12 protein-coding genes and 1 pseudogene are annotated in these 16,492 nt (G+C 60.7%); 5 read left to right on the plus strand and 8 right to left on the minus strand.

The genetic code is table 11. The features are described 5' to 3' along the window. Positions 1 to 10 precede the first annotated feature (10 nt). The 3 genes and pseudogenes from Pyrde_RS04505 to Pyrde_RS04515 all read right to left on the minus strand — a co-directional run bounded on the left by Pyrde_RS04505 (position 11) and on the right by Pyrde_RS04515 (position 3,362). Positions 11 to 451, minus strand: coding sequence for a hypothetical protein (locus Pyrde_RS04505; RefSeq protein ID WP_055408585.1), 441 nt, complete (start codon positions 449 to 451; stop codon positions 11 to 13). 806 nt (positions 452 to 1,257) lie between these two features. After that, positions 1,258 to 2,605, minus strand: a pseudogene (locus Pyrde_RS04510) (BMP family lipoprotein). 151 nt (positions 2,606 to 2,756) lie between these two features. Then, entirely contained in the window at positions 2,757 to 3,362 is a 606-nt protein-coding gene (locus Pyrde_RS04515) for a LysO family transporter (protein WP_055408587.1), read from the minus strand. A 132-nt stretch (positions 3,363 to 3,494) separates the two neighbouring features. Here Pyrde_RS04515 and Pyrde_RS04520 point away from each other — a divergent pair, with 132 nt between their 5' ends. Beyond that, positions 3,495 to 3,848, plus strand: coding sequence for a cupin domain-containing protein (locus Pyrde_RS04520; RefSeq protein WP_055408588.1), 354 nt, complete (start codon positions 3,495 to 3,497; stop codon positions 3,846 to 3,848). On the opposite strand, the gene Pyrde_RS04525 is transcribed toward Pyrde_RS04520, so the two are convergent. From Pyrde_RS04525 to Pyrde_RS04545, 5 genes are all read right to left on the minus strand, one after another. Next, a complete protein-coding gene (locus Pyrde_RS04525; RefSeq protein ID WP_055408590.1) occupies positions 3,845 to 4,135 on the minus strand; it encodes a hypothetical protein in 291 nt (96 codons plus the stop codon). The two genes, Pyrde_RS04520 and Pyrde_RS04525, sit on opposite strands and share 4 nt — an antisense overlap. Before the next feature lie 52 nt (positions 4,136 to 4,187). Then, a complete protein-coding gene (locus tag Pyrde_RS04530) occupies positions 4,188 to 4,892 on the minus strand; it encodes a B3/B4 domain-containing protein (protein WP_088171701.1) in 705 nt (234 codons plus the stop codon). Between the two features lie 324 nt (positions 4,893 to 5,216). Continuing rightward, positions 5,217 to 7,778, minus strand: coding sequence for a CehA/McbA family metallohydrolase (locus Pyrde_RS04535; RefSeq protein ID WP_231656827.1), 2,562 nt, complete (start codon positions 7,776 to 7,778; stop codon positions 5,217 to 5,219). A gap of 225 nt (positions 7,779 to 8,003) precedes the next feature. Beyond that, a complete protein-coding gene (locus Pyrde_RS04540; RefSeq protein WP_055408594.1) occupies positions 8,004 to 9,371 on the minus strand; it encodes a phosphoadenosine phosphosulfate reductase domain-containing protein in 1,368 nt (455 codons plus the stop codon). Between the two features lie 32 nt (positions 9,372 to 9,403). Continuing rightward, the gene (locus Pyrde_RS04545) at positions 9,404 to 10,660 is read right to left on the minus strand and encodes an FprA family A-type flavoprotein (RefSeq protein ID WP_082419474.1); all 1,257 of its coding nucleotides are present in this window, start codon (positions 10,658 to 10,660) and stop codon (positions 9,404 to 9,406) included. A gap of 94 nt (positions 10,661 to 10,754) precedes the next feature. On the opposite strand from Pyrde_RS04545, the gene Pyrde_RS04550 reads away from it, so the two are divergent. From Pyrde_RS04550 to Pyrde_RS04565, 4 genes are all read left to right on the plus strand, one after another. Beyond that, on the plus strand, positions 10,755 to 12,437 hold the full coding sequence (locus Pyrde_RS04550; protein WP_055408597.1) for an ATP-binding protein: 1,683 nt from the start codon (positions 10,755 to 10,757) through the stop codon (positions 12,435 to 12,437). Between the two features lie 12 nt (positions 12,438 to 12,449). Further along, positions 12,450 to 13,631: a DNA double-strand break repair nuclease NurA gene (locus tag Pyrde_RS04555; protein ID WP_055408599.1), complete on the plus strand. Its 1,182-nt coding sequence runs from the start codon at positions 12,450 to 12,452 to the stop codon at positions 13,629 to 13,631. 26 nt (positions 13,632 to 13,657) lie between these two features. After that, positions 13,658 to 14,242, plus strand: a complete 585-nt coding sequence (locus Pyrde_RS04560; RefSeq protein WP_055408601.1) for a CDP-alcohol phosphatidyltransferase family protein — start codon at positions 13,658 to 13,660, stop codon at positions 14,240 to 14,242. A gap of 192 nt (positions 14,243 to 14,434) precedes the next feature. Continuing rightward, positions 14,435 to 16,483: a hydantoinase/oxoprolinase family protein gene (locus tag Pyrde_RS04565; RefSeq protein WP_055410731.1), complete on the plus strand. Its 2,049-nt coding sequence runs from the start codon at positions 14,435 to 14,437 to the stop codon at positions 16,481 to 16,483. Positions 16,484 to 16,492 lie beyond the last annotated feature (9 nt).

Raw genomic sequence — 16,492 nt, forward strand, 5'->3', positions numbered from 1 at the left:
GAACCAATGCTTAGGGCTCTTGTATGCCACTAGTCGTAGTGTTCTCCTCTAGAGCCTCTTTCAGGGCCTCAAGCACGGCTACCAGCTCCTCAGGGACAACTGTACAGCTGCCCCAAGGATCTCCCTTCTCGGCCCATGCTTTAGCCACGGGCACGCCATTCACGTTGATCCGTACAAGCACTTTGTCTGCTGTAACAGGTGGGAGCCAGACTGTACCCCTATAAGGCCTTATAATCAGTGCTTGCGTCACGAAGTAGCCCTGGAGGGATAGTATGTGGTAGTCTACGACTAGCGTGCCATTTGGCAACAGGGTGGTAGTTGCTGCAGGAGCTAGCCCGTAGGGAGCCTCGGTGCCTATAGGTGGCTGGTCGAGCGGGTCTATGTAGACGCCTATGGGGCCTCCGTGGTTTAGGATGAGGCATAGTCCTAGCAGGTTGCTTGTATAACGCACCCACTTGACCTCAACCGACGCAAGCTCCCTAATGCTGAGGAACGCTGGGTTTGTAGAGGCAGAGTATGTTAACGGGGTTGGTACCAGCCTCCTGCTTTACCCGTACCTGTACCGGCGCCCTATAGACCCCGGCATTGTAGTTGTATTACGCGTATCCTCAGACAACAAGTGCTATTGGGCAGTAGGCTCCACGGTATGTTTACCGTTGCTTCTGCGCCGCTACAGCTCCCGCTAGCAGGTAGAGCAGCAGCTGCTACTACCAATATCGTCGCGCAGGGACACTTGACATCCCCCGCTGCCCCACAGCAAGGACACAGCTGCTGGGGTAGACGGTAGACCCATAGCCTGCATGCACCCGGAGCCCGTAGGACAAGCCTTATTCCATCGTGAGGTGCCCCGCTCGGAGTATCAACTATTACCTCTAGCCCCTGGCCCGGTCTCGGGAAGACTATATGGTAGCCGTGGTTCTCTAGCGCCTGGAGAGCGTGGAGAGCCGCTAGTATGCTAGCTAGAAGCAGGGCTAGGTGTGCTAGGCGGAGCAGAAGAGGACACCTCCCAGACTACTATATGCCCGGTCTATCACAGTATATGCTTTCCATCCACATGCTTTCCGACCCACCGTTTCCGGTGGTATACACTGCTCTGGGGCTGCTTCCATGAAGCCCCTCAGGGGTACTACCGGGCCATGCAGAACGAGGCTAAGCGTCTACAGGATGCGAGAGCCCTAGAAGGGTAAGGCTGGAAGAGGGGTATGGGGAGAGCGTGAAAAATGCTGTAGAGTAGGGCTTCGGAGGCTTAGAGGGTTATTAGCCTGCCTTGAGTTGTTCGCGTATCTGCTGTATCTCGTTGGCATCCATTGGTATCATCTTCTCTATGTCGCTAAACTTTAGGCCCATGACCTCTATGTCCTTGTTCTCCTTGAGGATCTCGCCTAGCTTGTAGGCCTCCTCCCAGATCCAGTCTGGTATCTGCTCCCTCATCGCCTTGACCTTCTCGTATATCTCCTGCTTCTGCTCAGGCTTGATGCTGCCGGCCTCGACTGCTATCTCTAGGAAGGTCTCTAGGTCCTCTAGCTTGCTTAGGCCTACGCCGCCCTCCTTGAGGCCTAGCTCCATTATGCCGCCGTACTTGTCTATCTTGCCCTCGTAGTAGGCTAGGGCCCTCTCAACGGCCTTGTAGACGCCTACGTCTACGCGCTTCATCATGCTGGCTAGTATGAAGCCTGGCTTAATCCAGTCCTGGTCCGCGTCAACGCCTATGGCGAATGGCGGGCCCATGTCGCGGCCCTGCTTCTTAGCAGCCTCTGCTACTGCCTCGAAGATGCCTAGGCCGGTGGCGCCGGCCACGTTGTAGACTACGCAGGCGCCCTGGCCTAGCTGGGCTTCAGTCGCAGTCTTACCGCGGGCCGGGTCGTTGAAGGCACCAGTGTAGGTGTATAGTATCCTTAGGGGCTCGACCTTCTTACCCTCGTGCTGCTCGAATATCTTCTCACCGTAGCGTATGCCCCAGTAGTAGCCTGCCTCGAACTTGTAGAGTACCGGTATCTCCATACCCAGGACTACGCCTACTGCTTTGCAGCCGTAGTAGTGGGCCACCATGCCGGCTAGGGCGCCAGCTAGTGCGCTGCCCTCGTGCTCCTTGAAGAGCACGCTTAGCACGTTAGGCTTGTCGGGTATGTAGCCGTCTATTATGGCGAAGAGCTGGTCAGGGTACTCGTCGGCCACCTGCTTAACCGCGTCAGTCATCAGTGAAACCTACCGCCACTATTACGGCACACTTGCCGTCCTTGGCTAGGGTGCGTAGGTTGGGGAGGTAGTCGCTCTCGCTAGTGCTCTGAACCTCCACGACCTCTAGGCCGAAGTCCTTGGAGGCCTTGCTCGCGCCGAGGTAGGCCATGTCGTTGAAGCTTAGGTCGCCACGGCCACCAACGTCGTAGACGACACAGATCTTGTTGCGCTCAAGCTTCTGCCCGGCCGGCGCAGTTGTGGTAGTTGCTGTGGCCTCCTTTGCTGGTGTTGCTGTTGTCTCCGGCGTAGTAGCGGTCTTCTCAGCCACGGGTGCAGCTTGCTCGCCGCCACGCATTAGGGTGAAAGCTGCGACACCCGCTATGATTACGAGGATTGCTACTGCTGCGAGGAGTGTTCTAGTCTCCACTCTAGCCTCACCGGGCTGTGAGAGGCTGGAAGGGATACCCTTCTATAGGCTTACCACGTTGAGCCACACCCGTACCTGTGATACCCGCTCCCGGCTACACCATCTAGCCGTCTCAGTTTGTGGTCTGGCCGGTTACAGGCATGGCTAGAGCCTAGGAGGCTAGGAGTAGCGCGATAACCCCTGGTGCTACTAGTGTTACCACCAAGCCATGCGTTAGGGCTACTGTCGCCTCGTACGCTCCGCCGTGGAGAGCCACCACTGGGAGCCCGGTATCCATGGTGGTTGCTCCACCTACCGCTATGGCTTCTAGCCGTAGACCGCGGCGGGCGAACACCGGGTATAGGGCTATGTGGAGGCTCTCCCTGAGCAGGTTGGAGAGGAACGCTACTACACCGTAGACGGGGTCTACCCGGGCTATGGCCGGGCCTGCGAGGCTATACCAGCCCGCCGCTGCGCCCAGAGCAGCAGCCACCTTCGGAGGCATAGTGCCAGTTATAGCCGCTAGTACTGCTGCAGCCGCCGCGCTAGAGGCTGTAGTAGATGCAGCGAGGAAGAGGCCCTGGAGCCCCGCCTGGCGGAGGCGGAGCCGCTGCGCAGGCAGCTGTCCGCCTATAGCTACACCCGCTGCGAATACGAGGACTATGAGGAGCGTGTCGACGACTCCAGGCGGCGGTGTGTAGCCCATGTGGCCGAGGAGTATGCCGGCCAGGAGAACCAGCAGTGTCGAGAGGGGCTGCAGTAAGGCGCTGGGCTTCACCGCTCTAGGCACCCCTTGCCCAAGGGGCCCGGCAAGGGCCGAATAAAGAGGCGGGTCTACCACTCTAGCCTGCTGCGCGGGCTAACAGTTTAGAGTATGGGCTAGTTGTGGCCTCCGACTGGTGTAGCCATCTTGGACTGCAGGGAGGTCTTGGAGGGCGTCTGCTCCAGGATAACTTACTGTAGCAGAGACCTTGTCGTCATGGAGTCCCGGATTCAGCGTGGCGCCCGCGTACCCAAGCACAGCCATGGCTCGGTGCAAGCGACGTTCTGTCTCGCCGGGAGGCTCCTGCTCGGGATAGAGGGCCGTGGGGAGAGGGTGCTGAGCCCCGGCGACTACGAGGTAATACCCCCAGGTGTCCCGCATTGGGCCGTGGCCCTCGAGGACAGCCTGGTGGTCGACGTTAACGCGCCCCTAACGAGGGACCGGCTGGAGCTGGCCCGGAGGCTCGGGGCGGACTGCCCGGAGGAACCACGCGGGGCCTAGCGTCTATCCCTACGAGTGAGCCGGAGGACGAGGACAGCAGCCGCGAGACTAGCAGCCGCTGTCACGGCAGCATAGGCTATGCTCGAGAAGGCTATACTTGCTAGCATCTCGCGGCTGCTCCCTCTCAGGCTGCTCCCCGCTTCTACGCCAACTGTGAAGACTATCCCGTAGACCATCAAGAAGAGCGCCCCGTCCACAGCGCGGCCTAGTCTACGGTAGAGCCCCCGCCGGGCCAAGAGGAGTCCAAGGACTACTCCGGCGGCCAGCGCGGCAGCGAGTAGCAGCATCCCTCCGCCAGCCCCGTAGCCCTACTGGACACACAAGCCCCGTGAAGAAGGGCTAGGCGTGCTCTAGCTCGCTGCAGCTCTGCCAGCCTAGGAGACCTAGGAGCCTCTGCACCTCCCGGACCGCCGCCTCCAGCCTCGTCTGCTCCACCCCGGGCACCCCAGCTGCTAGTATGAGGATGCATCTGGTCTCGGGGCGTATCATCGTCTCCCTGCTATCGCGGTGCGGGTAGAGGTGCATCACGACGTCCCGCGAGTCGATCATTATCGGCGTGCCCTTCTCGAGCCGCTCCGGGTCCCCACCTATGGGGTGGAACTCCTCTCCGCCCTGGGCTAGGGTTATCCTAGCGGGTGGCTGGAACTGCCCAGCATCGTAGAGGCCTATAGGCACCATGTACCGGGCCGACGCTATGTTGCCCGCGTCCACAACCGGGTTTATCCTCGGCCAGCGGCCCCGCAGCGCCCTCCTCACCAGAGCCTCGCTGCTAGGCCGGGTCTTCGTCGGGTCTATGCCTATCCTCCAGTAGAAGTCACGGTACGCCCGGACCACCGGATCGTTCCTTAGGGTCTCAAGGCTATAGCGGCTCTTGAGCTCCTCAAGAAGCCGCTCCTCCTCGGCCCGTAGCGGCCCAGGGTCAAGCTCGCTGACCGGTTTACCCCACGCGAGACTGTAGGCTACGCGTATACCCAGCCCCCTTGCAGGCTCCTCGACGACAACGATTCCCTTTAGCTCTCTGCAGAACTCCTCACAGCTAGCCACACCGCAACACCCCAAGAGACGACTGCAAGGAAGCTACAGAGGGGAACAAAACGACCACTCCTTAAACTGTCCACGCCCCTACACAGCCACAGCCATGCCAAGGCTAAGTGCCGAACCACTATACCAGTTTCCCGCCCACCATCACAACCTTGAGAAAGAATTACAAGGAAATAGATCTTGAGCTATAGAAGGCCTTTCAACATCAAATGTGCCGGCTTAGGGAAGAGGAGAGTAGTATCCACGGGCATCAAAGTTACTAGTAGAGTACGTATAGATGCATAAAGTGGGATTGATTATTGTTTAGGGTCTGCCTAAAAAGGTGGGTTAGGAGGCTCTTCTCACCATAAGGTAGGCTATCGCGGCACCAATTACCACGCCGAGTATGAGGGCTGGCGCTGCTGTCGCCGCGCCTCCACCAACTGTTACCTTCTTCTCGACTATCTTCTCGCTGGTTATTGTCGACGTCTCTGTCGTTGTTACAGTGGTTGTTGCTGTCTTCGTGACTGGCTGTGTCACGGTGGCTGTATGGGTTACAGTGTCTGTCTTTACTAGTGTTGTTGTCACTGTGACTGTTGTTGTCTCTACTGTCTCGGGCATAGCTAGGCTCTTTACGGTGGTGTCAATCCAGACTGGGTTTGTCATTGCTAGCTTTCCTGCCGTGTCGTAGACTATTACCTGTACCCAGGGCTGGCCTGGTGTTGCTAGCACCTCTTCTGCTGGTAGCTCTAGTGCTAGTTCTCTGTGCTGCTCTCCGTTGAACTGGATCTGTTTGACTGGCTTACCGTTGGCTACTACCACGAGCTTCTTGAGGCCGTTGACCGCCCATAGATCTAGTTCTAGTACTATCTTCCCGTCCTCGGGTGCTATCGTGCTACCCGGTAGCGGGTACATGAACACCATGGGCCCGTAGGTTATGAATGTGTGTCCGTGCCTCTCGGCCATAGCGAATGCTTCAACTGTAGCTGTCCTTCCTAGGTAAGCGCATACGCGTGGACTGCCGGTTGTGAAGCCGCTCCATATGTCGTGGGTGTCGCTTCCAGCTGTGAGGTAGTAGCGGATGTTGTTACTCCACATCTTCCATAGGAGTGTTACTGTCTGGTTGTCAGTCTTATCCCACCTGCCGTTTATCTCGACGTTAGTGTAGAATGGATTATAAATTCCTGGGAGTTTGTCGTCAAGCCAGCTCTCCCAGTATCCTCCCCGGAACGGGTGGTTTACGCGGATTACTAGTGCCCCTGCTTCCCAGGCGTCCTCTATGAGGCTCTCCGGGGTATCCTTGTTGATCGTCCTGGTGACGGGGTAGGGGTTGAAGTGACCCCATCCCGGCGATACTTCTATACTTGGTATGAATGGCATGCCCCGGGTCTCTGCCCACTTGGCTATCTCAGCCTGGTTAGCTACACTGTCATGGTCGCTGACGAAGGCGAAGTCTAGGCCTGCTGCGCTCTGAGCTACGACCAGGTAGGGCGGCGGGGTTCTGCCGTCAGCTATGTCGCTGTGGTGGTGGAGGTCGGCACAGTAGTAGCCGTACTGGTTGGGATCTACGAGGATTTTTACCTCCACGGTCTTCTCGATTGTCTCGCCTGGCTTCACCTCGACGTTTGTGAGCACGACCGGCTTGGCTAGGAAGCCCCCAGCATGGTTCACAGTGATGTTGTAGACGCCGGGCGCCAGCTCTACTATCGCCTCTCCCTGCTTCTCAGGGAGCGTGTAGAAGATGCGGCTGCCCAGGAACATTAGTGGCGGTTTCTCGCCGCCCTCGGGGAGGACCGCAGCATCTAGGGGTCTGCCTGTGTCTGCGTCGCGTATGTGGAGTATCAGTTTGCCGCTGGGCTTTAGGTCGGTGAAGTCTACACGGGCCTCAGCGCCCACCTCTACTGTGACTGAGTGCTTGCTGCTGGGCCCGTAGCCCTCTGCCCAGGCCTGGAGCGCGTAGCTGCCGGATGGCAGTGCAATGGTGTACTCGGGCTTCTCGCTATAGCCCCAGCAGAACGGCTTCCCCGTCGAGAGGAAAGCGACTATGTACGCGGGTGCTACTGGCTCGCCGCCAGCAGCTACTGTGCCCGCAACAGTGCCAGTCTCGCCAGCAGCCTCTGCGGCGACGGCACATGAGTTGGGCTCGGGCAGGAATACTAGCTTAGCCGTATAGACTCTGGTCTCGCCCGGCTGTATAGTGGCTATGGTGAGCGGGTCTACCCATGAGGTGCTGGTCGAGAGGTGTGTGTAGTACGGCGCTATGAGGCCAATTGTGTAGTCCTTATGGTAGCCTACAACCCACTTAGCGTCCTCGGGTATGCCTAGCTCTGCTAGGGGCGTCGGCTTGTAGTGTTTACCCGTGCCGAATCCTGGGCTAAAGGTCCAGCCTCTCTCAAGACTCATAGCAAAGCCTTGTACAAGGTTCTCTAACGCCTTGTCGCCAGTGTTGGTCACCTCCGCCGTGATTACCAGGTAGGGCTTGTCGGACGGCAGGTAGAATGTTATCTCCACCTTTAGGGTCTCCCAGTACCCGACCTCCCGGAGCCAGACCCCCGTCTCGTTGCTGCCATACTCTATGCTCTCTAAGTCTATCTTGGGCCAGCGGCCCCACCCGTTAGCTAGGAAGCTGAACTGGGCCAGGGTGTCCTGGAGGATCTCACCATTCTCTACCGGGGCAGCATCGACAATGAAGCCGCGGGGCACGCCCCACGGCGGGCTAGTGCTTATACCGAATGTGACTGCAAGATATTGGTTCATAAGCGTAATATCATGCTCGCCGTTAGCCTCACCCTCCGGTATCGGGGTAGGGCCTACGATTATCTTTGCCCCGGTCTCAGGGGACGATGCGGCCGCTGTGAGGGGGGACACCGCCGAGAGGGCTGCTAGAACTAGTAGGAGAAGGGCCCACATCCTCACCGGCGCCACCTCCGATAACTTACACAGGGAGAGATGTGGGGGACATAATAATGCTAGTCTTGCCCACTACATAAAATGAACTATCATGAAGCTCCGCGGGCTACACGTTGGCAGGCCTTTACGAAACCAAGCTGGCTCACAAGAGGGTATTACTTCACCGCTGTACCATGTTTCTTACTATTTAACTGCACGGCCGAGCGCTAGTGCAGGATCAGAGTTTCACTGCTGGAGCCATGTTTGGGGTTCGCCTTCCCGCCTCCATCCACCGGCTAGGATTAGGCGGAGGGCCTCAGCCTCGTCTATGCCCTGGTGCTCGGCTACCGCCTTCGCCAGCTTTCTGTACCACCAGGGGTGCAAGTGGTACGCGATGTGTATCTCGTAGAGGTGCATTGCCGGGCAGGCTATGCAGCCTATCCTCGTGAGACCGTAGTGGTATAACTGGCTGAGGGGGATCCCGCGCTCAGCGAGGTATAGCTGGACTACTAGCCGGGGCCAGTGGTGTATCGGCAGCGCCCGTGCCACGCCGGGTATGAGGGGGTTCTGGCCGAGCCTCGGCGTCCGGGCCCGGTTTGTGCTCTCCCAGCGCCGGGCTCCGTCGAGGACGAGCTTTGCGCCGACGCGGCTGTAGAAGCGGCGGAGAGGTTGGAGCTTGAGTAGCCGGGTGCACCAGCGGTCGTCCCGGGTCATGAGCCCGCGCTTCGCGACCTCCTCTAGGGGGTCCACGTCGGGCTCTACTACCTCGAGGTCCACGCCTAGTATTGAGGCTATCCGCTCGGCGTGCCTCCTAGCCTCGGGGTACTCCATACCGGTGTCGGCGTAGACTGCCACGATCCTCTCCGGGCCAAGGGCCTCCCGGGCCAGGCTGAGCACAGCCGTGGAGTCCGCGCCGCCGCTGAAGGCGACGTAGACCCGGCCTTGGCTCGCCTGTACCCGGGCGTAGGCGCGGCGGATGAACTCCCGGGCCTCGGAGGCAAGGCCGCCCACTATCTCCGCGTTGCGCTCCACTGCTGCGTCTAGCTCGGCTGGCGGGAGGGGCTTGAGCCCCTGGGGCGCCATGTCCTTGACCTTGACTGTGCACTCCTCCCCGTCTGCTTCGACTACGCGGGCTGGCCCGACCCAGCCTCGCGAACCGACTATGACCCAGCGGCGGCCCAGGCAGCTCTCCGGGCTGAGTCGGATCTTCTTCCCCTTTAGCCTGGGCCCGGGGCCGCGGGCCTCCACGACCCCGGCGCCTAGGCTTGCTGCTAGGCTGGCTAGGGCCCCGCTTGGGTGGAGCACCCATCCCCGCCGGCTATACTCGACCACGCCTAGCCGGAGGGCTTCCGCGAAGACCTCGGCTGCGTACTCGCCGCTCGGCGCTGGTACTCGGTGGAATACGACTAGCTTATCCCGGAGCCCCGGGTCAGCACCGAAGGCTAGTCTAGCCAGTGTGTCTAGGAGGCGGCGCTCGTAGCGGCCTGCTAGCCAGTAGTCTCCCCGGACCCGCCAGCACACTTTGCCGGAGCCCCGGCAGCCTAGCACAGGGACGCTTGGGTCGCGGAGCCAGCCGAGCCTCTCCAGCGCCTCTAGCAGCCCCTGCAGCGCCATAGCCGCTGCTCCCCGTCCCCTGGGCCGCCGGGCTACTGCTCCGGGCCCGTTGATAGCAGCTTCTCTACCGCCTCCTCTAGGGCATGGTCGGGTAGACGGCCCTTAGCCTCGACAGTCGCGGCTACGTTGAAGCCGCAGCCACCGAGCTTCTCGGCTATCTTACGTGCTGCTACTCCTCCCCACGCGTAGGACGACACAACGAGGACACGTTGCCCCGCTGAGGCCTTACTGCAGAGCAAGCCCAGCACATAATCCATCAGCGGGAATACGTGGGCCTCGTAGGTGGCGGCGCCAACTACCAGATATCCCGCGTCGAGAGCCTCGCCTATCACGTCTGCTATACTAGCCCTCTCAGCGTCTGTGAACCTATAGACCGACACTTCTAGACCCCGTGCCTCCAGCATACCAGCTATACGCTCCATAGCCTCCTCCACAGCACCGTACATACTTGAATAGACTACCACCGCCCGGCTTCGATCAAGCCGTCCCTGGGCCCAGCCCTTGTAGAGCTCTATAGCTTCCTGTACATGCTTCTCTATAACCATACCGTGCAGGGGTGCCAACATCTTGGGCTCTAGTCCTGCAAGCTTATCCAGTGCCTTTGTCACCCAGCTCCTATATGCACCAATGATTGTTGCAAAGTATTTCCTCATGAAATAGATGTAGTATTTGAAGACTTCTGGGTTCCCACTATCCACTAGTACGCCGGGCACTGAGTAGGCACCAAACGCATCCCCCGTGAAGAGGATCTGCTCGGGCTCCAGTAGGCTCATCATAGTCTCGGGCCAATGGAGCCACGCCGTCTGAATGAAGACCAGCTTTGTGTCGCCACCGAGGCTTAGCTCTAGGCCGTCCTTTACCGGTTTGAACCTCTCGATGCGGAGCCCGTAGAGGCCCTCAAGCATACCCTTAGCCAGGGGATGCGCGTAGACCGTGGCACGGCTCGCATGGCCTAGAACCCTTGGGAGTGCACCACTGTGGTCGGGTTCAGCATGCTGAACTACTATGGCGTCGATATCTCTGGGGTCTACTATGCGGCGCAGCGCGGAGAGGAAGATGCCCTCGAACCCCTTCTTCACGGTATCAATGAGCACTATGCGCTCTGGCCCGGTAACGATGTAGGCGTTGTAGGTTACGCCTTCCGGTATCTCCCAGAGGGCCTCGAAGAATCTTATCCTCTCGTCATCTACACGGATCAAATAGACGCTAGGGGATATCTTCTCAACACGTACACGAGGACCTGTATGAAACACCTCGTGCCCTCTGTGAATGCCGTCATGTCCGCACAAGGTGTAGACTCCTCCGCCACGTGTATAGCCGTGACAAGCCTAGCATTATATCTTGGCGTCTGCCTTTAATCTGTGAACCAGGGTTGAGATACTGGTGAAGGAGCAAACAAGGACGGATAACATCTTGGACACGATAGCTATAGTGCTTAGTGGCTCCACGACTGATACCGTTAAGATGCAGCTCACAGTGGCGGGCGAGCGGGTAGCTCGCGAGGGCCTCCTAGTGCTCGTGGAGGCTCGCCGTGGCGAGGAGAAGGTGATAGCCCGGATAGAGAGGATAGTCCCTGTCAACGAGTTCTATCTGGAAGGCGACCTCTGGAGTGAGGCGCGGCGCCGCGGCCTAGAGCCTCCGCTTCTCGAGGAAGCGGCACGCCGTTACACCCTCGCTGAGGCTGCTGTTCTAGGCCGGGCCGGGCCCCGCGGCCTCGAAGAGCTGAGTGCACCACCGCTTCCCGGTGACCGCGTGAGGCTCCTGGGCCCTGGCGAGCTACGTGAGGCCCTAGGCCTCTCGGAGGACGAGCCCGGGATAGTCTGGTTTGGAGAGCTACTGGGCTACCAGGGGCTCGGGCTCCCTCTCGACGTGGAGAACATTACTATGCACGTAGGGGTGTTCGGAGAGACTGGCAGCGGGAAGAGCTACGGCGTCGGCTACCTCCTCGAGCTCCTATCGCGCATCCCCCTAGGCGACGGGGCTTACGGCGCACTGCCAGCCATAGTTGTGGATGCTAACGGCGACTACCTGGACTACTACGAGGCCTACGCCTCCGGCAAGCAGGTGGGCGAGTACCGCCGGGTCTACCGGCTAGTCTTCCCTAGTAGTCCTGCCCGGTACCGGCCCTACACCAAGCCCGTAACGATAGACCTGGACGGGTTCACAGCCCGCGAGATAGCAGAGTTCATCATAACCTACAAGGCTGGAGGTGTGGAGCTCAACGAGCTCCAGGTCTCGGGCCTGGAGCGGGTCCTCCGGGAGCTAGAGGCCATGGGCTATGGATTTACCGAGCTGCTCACGGAGAGGATAAGCCTCGTCTACGACATGCTCGACGAGCTTAGCCGAGGCCGCAGCGCCGCGATACACGCGCAGACCGCCCGGGCTATCCGCGCAGCGCTAGAGAAGTTCCACCGGGACATAGTGGAGGGCTACCGCGTCATATCCCGGAAGCCGGGCCTCGACACGGGCTTCATCGAGGAACTTACCCGGGAGCCGGGGCTAGCTATACTGGACTTCTCAGCGGAGGGCGCGCCAGGGGTACCACTCCCGGTCCGCCAGCTAGTAGTGGCGTACCTGGCCCGGCTCCTCTACAAGCAGTTCACCCTCTACAAGATAAGGGGCGAGGAGCGCTACCTGGTGCTGGTGCTCGAAGAGGCGCAGAACTACGCGCCGAACCCCCGGAGCTACCCGGTAGCCTGGAGCCTTGCAAGGGACTACCTCTCCCTGATAGCGACGCAGGGCCGGAAGTTCGGCCTCAGCCTCGTCCTGGTGAGCCAGAGACCCATCTTCGTGGACCCCGTTGTACTCTCCATGCTCAACACGTGGATAATATACAGGCTCCCCGTAGAGGACGTGGGCTACGTCTCGCGGGCTAGCGGCGGGCTTCCCAAGACGCTGGAGCGGAGGCTCACCAAGCTCCCACGCGGCGTAGCCGTAGTCACCGGGCAGATGAACGTGCTAGGCTTCCCAGTGCTGGTTAGAACCGGGAGGAGGAGCGTAGGCCACGCTATGGGCCGCACCCGGGTAGTCGAGACACTGCGCCGCCTCTACAGCACGGGAGGCTGAGGGCCGGGGGCCGTGGAGGAGGGCGATAAGCTGCCAGAACCGCTCGAGCGTAAAATGCGAGAGATGCTAGACGTACAGCAGAGCGAGCCAGAGCTAGTAATGAGGATCATCGAGCAGGCGTCGAGGCGTCGGAGGCAGCGGGAGGCCCTATACAGCGTGCTCCGCCGGCTCGGCCCGCTAGTCTACGATGAGATGCAGAGGCGTGGACTGCTCCACCCTGTACCGCAGCCCCTCTCCGGCGAGACCAGCTACGGCGTCGACGGCTCCCGGCAGGTGGTTGGGGGCCGGCTCGGCCGCTACTACATCTTCCTCTCCACTACCCTGGTGACTCTGCCCCGGGGGCTGAGGAGTACTAGGATCAACATAGTTTTCCCGGGCGTGGACATAATAGAGGTCGTGGACCCCACGGGGGCTAGCATCGAAGCCGCCGCGGAGGCCGCTATGATGGTTCTGGAGACGCTGACGCTCCGCAAGCTAGCAAATGTCGAGCCGGGGCTAGTCTTCATAGACGGGCCTATCGTGGACCCACCAGCCCGGCTCGACCCCAGCAACTCGGTGCAGGCAGTGAGGGAGCTCCTCAACGCGCCAGCCGAGGAGGCACTACGGATTGTAGAGGAGTACCACCGGCTACGGGCTAGGACTCTAGCAGAGCTTGTGGAGCATGGACACACGGTGGTAGGGCTTGTTAAGAGAATCGGCCAGGTATCCATGCTCTCCTCACATCTAGCGAAGATAGGCATCAGTATTGACGGCTATATGGGTGACGAGGACCTAGTGTTAGCCCTTACCGCTACCGCGAAGAGTAGAGGAAGTGGTGTGTTCTACACCGAGCCAATAGAGGCCACAAGTCTGCCTCAGGACGTCTACCGGGAGTACCGGGTCGCAGGGCTACGCGTCTATGCTAGCTACACGTTCTCCCGGTACACGCTCCGACCCTACCGCATCGAAGTAGCCGTGGACCAAGGTGCAGATCCAGGCGAGGTTATAAAGAGGGTAGTTGCGGCTGCTCACGGACTTACCGTGCCTGGCCAGAGCTACCCACTGCCGGTGGTGCTCGCGCACGAGAAGTCCAGGATACGCCGTGGGCTGGCCCAGCTAGTCTACCGGGAGGTGTTGACTCGCGCCTCGCTGCCCGAGGGCGACCCGCTAGCCGACACTTTGAAGGCCCTCCTGGTCAAGCTGGATGAGTCCTAGAAGCCGAGCGCGGGGCGCCGGGAGCGGTGCTAGGCAGGCTACGTGGCAGGGTTAGAGTCGTCCTGGAGGCCGCTGCTGCCCCACTAGCCGTGCTGCCAGCCGACTTCTACACCGTGCTCGGACTAGCCGGGGCTCTGGCCTACCTCTGGGCTGCCCACAGCGGGAACGTAGGGCTCGCAGCCCTGTTGCTCGCCGTAAGCGGTCTCCTCGACGCGCTCGACGGGGCTGTCGCCCGGCTTCGGGGAGAAGCTGGCCCCCGGGGAGCATATCTCGATAGTCTCCTCGACAGGGTGGCCGACATAGCCTACGCGGCCGGGTTCCTCGCCCTCGGCTACCCGGTGTGGAGCGTACTAGTATTCCTCACAGGGGCGTTGCTGACCAGCTACGCCCGGGCACGCTATGAGTCCCTAGCAGGAAGAAGCATGGAGGGCATCGGCCTACTAGAGAGGAGCGACCGGCTAGCCGCCCAGCTCATAGTACTCCTAGTCCACGCGCGGCTGGGCCTCGAGGCCGCAGCCCGGCTTTACACCGTCCTAGCCGTGCTCGCATGGATCACCTTTGCTGAGAGGCTAGTAAGGGGTTACACTCAGCTCCCCCGTCGCCAGAGCTAAGTCATGCATTGCTTTGACGGGCCCCTATACGTGTATGGAGACTGGCTTGTAGAGAATACTAAAGAATGCTGGAGCCGAAGTGGTGGCCCCGTGTAGCTGCTGCTGTGCAGTACCGCGTGCCCCTGGAGCCGCCGGGGAGGCTGTTGTCCCGTTTACGATTCTGCAGGCTTGTATGTAAAGGGTGTCCTGGAGTTGAGGAGGGTAGGGATAGACATAGGTGGCACCTTCACCGACCTCGTGGCCTTCGACGACGAGACCGGCGAGCTGAAGAGCCTCAAGGTGTTGACGACGCCCCGTGAACCCTGGAAGGGCTTCATGGAGGCTCTACGCCAGCTTGGCTGGGAGCTAGACAGTGTTGAGGTTGTCATCCACGCGTCGACGCTAGGTACCAACCTCTTCCTAGGCCAGGTGGGGCTCGAGCCCCCGCCCGCCGTGCTGATAACTAACAAGGGGTTCCGCGACATACTGGAGATAGGGAGGCAAAACCGTCCAGAGCTATACAATCTCTTCTTCCAGCGGCCTCGGCCGCTCATCCCCCGGTCGCGGCGGCTTACAGTGGCAGGGAGGATTGGGCCCAGGGGCGAGGAACTAGAGCCCCTCGACGAGGACGCCGTCCGCCGGATAGCCCGGGAGTGGTGCAGCCGAACCAAGGTATTCGTAGTAGCATTCCTCCATAGCTATGCTAACCCGAGCCACGAGAAGCATGCCAAGCAGATCATCGAGGAAGAGTGTCCTGGCGCCCTAGTAGTGGCGAGCCACGAAGTGGACCCACAGCCGAAGGAGTACGAGCGCACAAGTACCACGGTTGTGAACGCGTTGCTGAAGCCAGTGCTCTCCTCCTACCTCTCTAGGGTCGCCGGGGAGCTCCGCTCCGCGGGGTTCAAGGGGCGGCTGCTAGTCATGCAGAGTAGTGGTGGTGTAGCCGGCGTAGAGCAGGCCGTGGAGAGGCCCGCGGCCTTCATCGAGAGCGGGCCCGCTGCTGGCGCCGTGGCTGTGGCCTACTTCTCCCGGCTAATGGGCATAGAGTACGCTATAGGCTTCGACATGGGCGGCACCACGGCTAAGGCTTCGTCCATAGTCGGCGGCGAGCCCCTCGTGGTCCCAGAGTACGAGGTAGGCGGCCGCGTCCACATGGGGAGACTGCTACGGGGCTCCGGGTACCCTGTCCGCTACCCCTACATAGACATAGCCGAGGTCAGCGCGGGCGGCGGCACCATAGCATGGGTCGACGCCGGCGGAGCGCTACGCGTGGGCCCGATGAGTGCTGGCGCCGACCCGGGCCCCGCCTGCTATGGCCGTGGAGGCCGCGAGCCTACTGTGACTGATGCCCAGCTCGTGCTTGGCCGGCTGCCCGAGGAGCTGGCTGGTGGGAGGATAAGGCTGCGGAGAGACCTCGCAGAAGAGGCCATAGGGAGGCTAGCCGATAGGCTCGGCATGGAGACTGTCGAGGCCGCCGCCTCTATCATAAGGATAGCCAACACCGTTATGTCGAGGGCGCTGCGGCTCGTAACCATCGAGAGAGGATATGACCCCAGGTTCTTCGCCCTCTACGCGTATGGCGGCGCTGGACCCCTCCACGCCGTGGAGCTGGCAGACGAGCTGGGAGCAAAGGAGGTAGTGATTCCCCCGCTGCCCGGCGTGTTCTCGGCGCTGGGGCTACTCGTCACGGATTACCGCCACGACTTCCACATGGCAGTAATGCGGAGAACGGACAAACTCGCCGAGGAGGAGCTCGAGAAGGTCTTCGCCGAGATGGCCGAGAAGGCACTAGCCATGCTACGCGGCGAGGGCGTGCCCGAGGACCGGGTACAGCTAGTCCGGAGGCTCGACATGAGGTACCAGGGCCAGGCCTACGAGCTGAGCATCCCCTACCGCGGGAGCCTAAGGGAGGCCGTGGAGGAGTTCCACCAGATGCACCGCGAGAGGTACGGGTTCAGCCTCCCCGACGCCCCAGTGGTGGTGGTTAACGCGAGGCTCACAGCCTACGGCATCGTGGCTAAGCCCCGGCTCCCCCGGGCAGAGCCCAAGCCGTATCGGCCAGAGCCTGCCGGCCGGAGACGCGTCTACTTCGACGAAGCCGGGTGGACAGAGACCCCCATCTACAGGAGGGCCGGGTTACGCCCTGGCGCCGAGATCGAGGGCCCCGCCGTCATAGAGTCCGACGATAGCACTGTGCTTGTTCCTCCCGGCCACTATGCCCGCGTTGACGAGTTCTACACAATCCGCATAGAGAGGCTCTAGGAGGGAACA

Origin of the sequence: Pyrodictium delaneyi (assembly GCF_001412615.1) — an archaeon.
GTDB classification, from domain to species: domain Archaea; phylum Thermoproteota; class Thermoprotei_A; order Sulfolobales; family Pyrodictiaceae; genus Pyrodictium; species Pyrodictium delaneyi.

What these genes read in the sequence shown, in the direction of transcription:
- Pyrde_RS04525 (WP_055408590.1), bottom strand. Translation starts at nt 4,135, where the DNA reads ATGCTGCTACTCGCTGCCGCGCTGGCCGCCGGAGTAGTCCTTGGACTC.
- Pyrde_RS04535 (WP_231656827.1), bottom strand. Translation starts at nt 7,778, where the DNA reads ATGTGGGCCCTTCTCCTACTAGTTCTAGCAGCCCTCTCGGCGGTGTCC.
- Pyrde_RS04540 (WP_055408594.1), bottom strand. Translation starts at nt 9,371, where the DNA reads ATGGCGCTGCAGGGGCTGCTAGAGGCGCTGGAGAGGCTCGGCTGGCTC.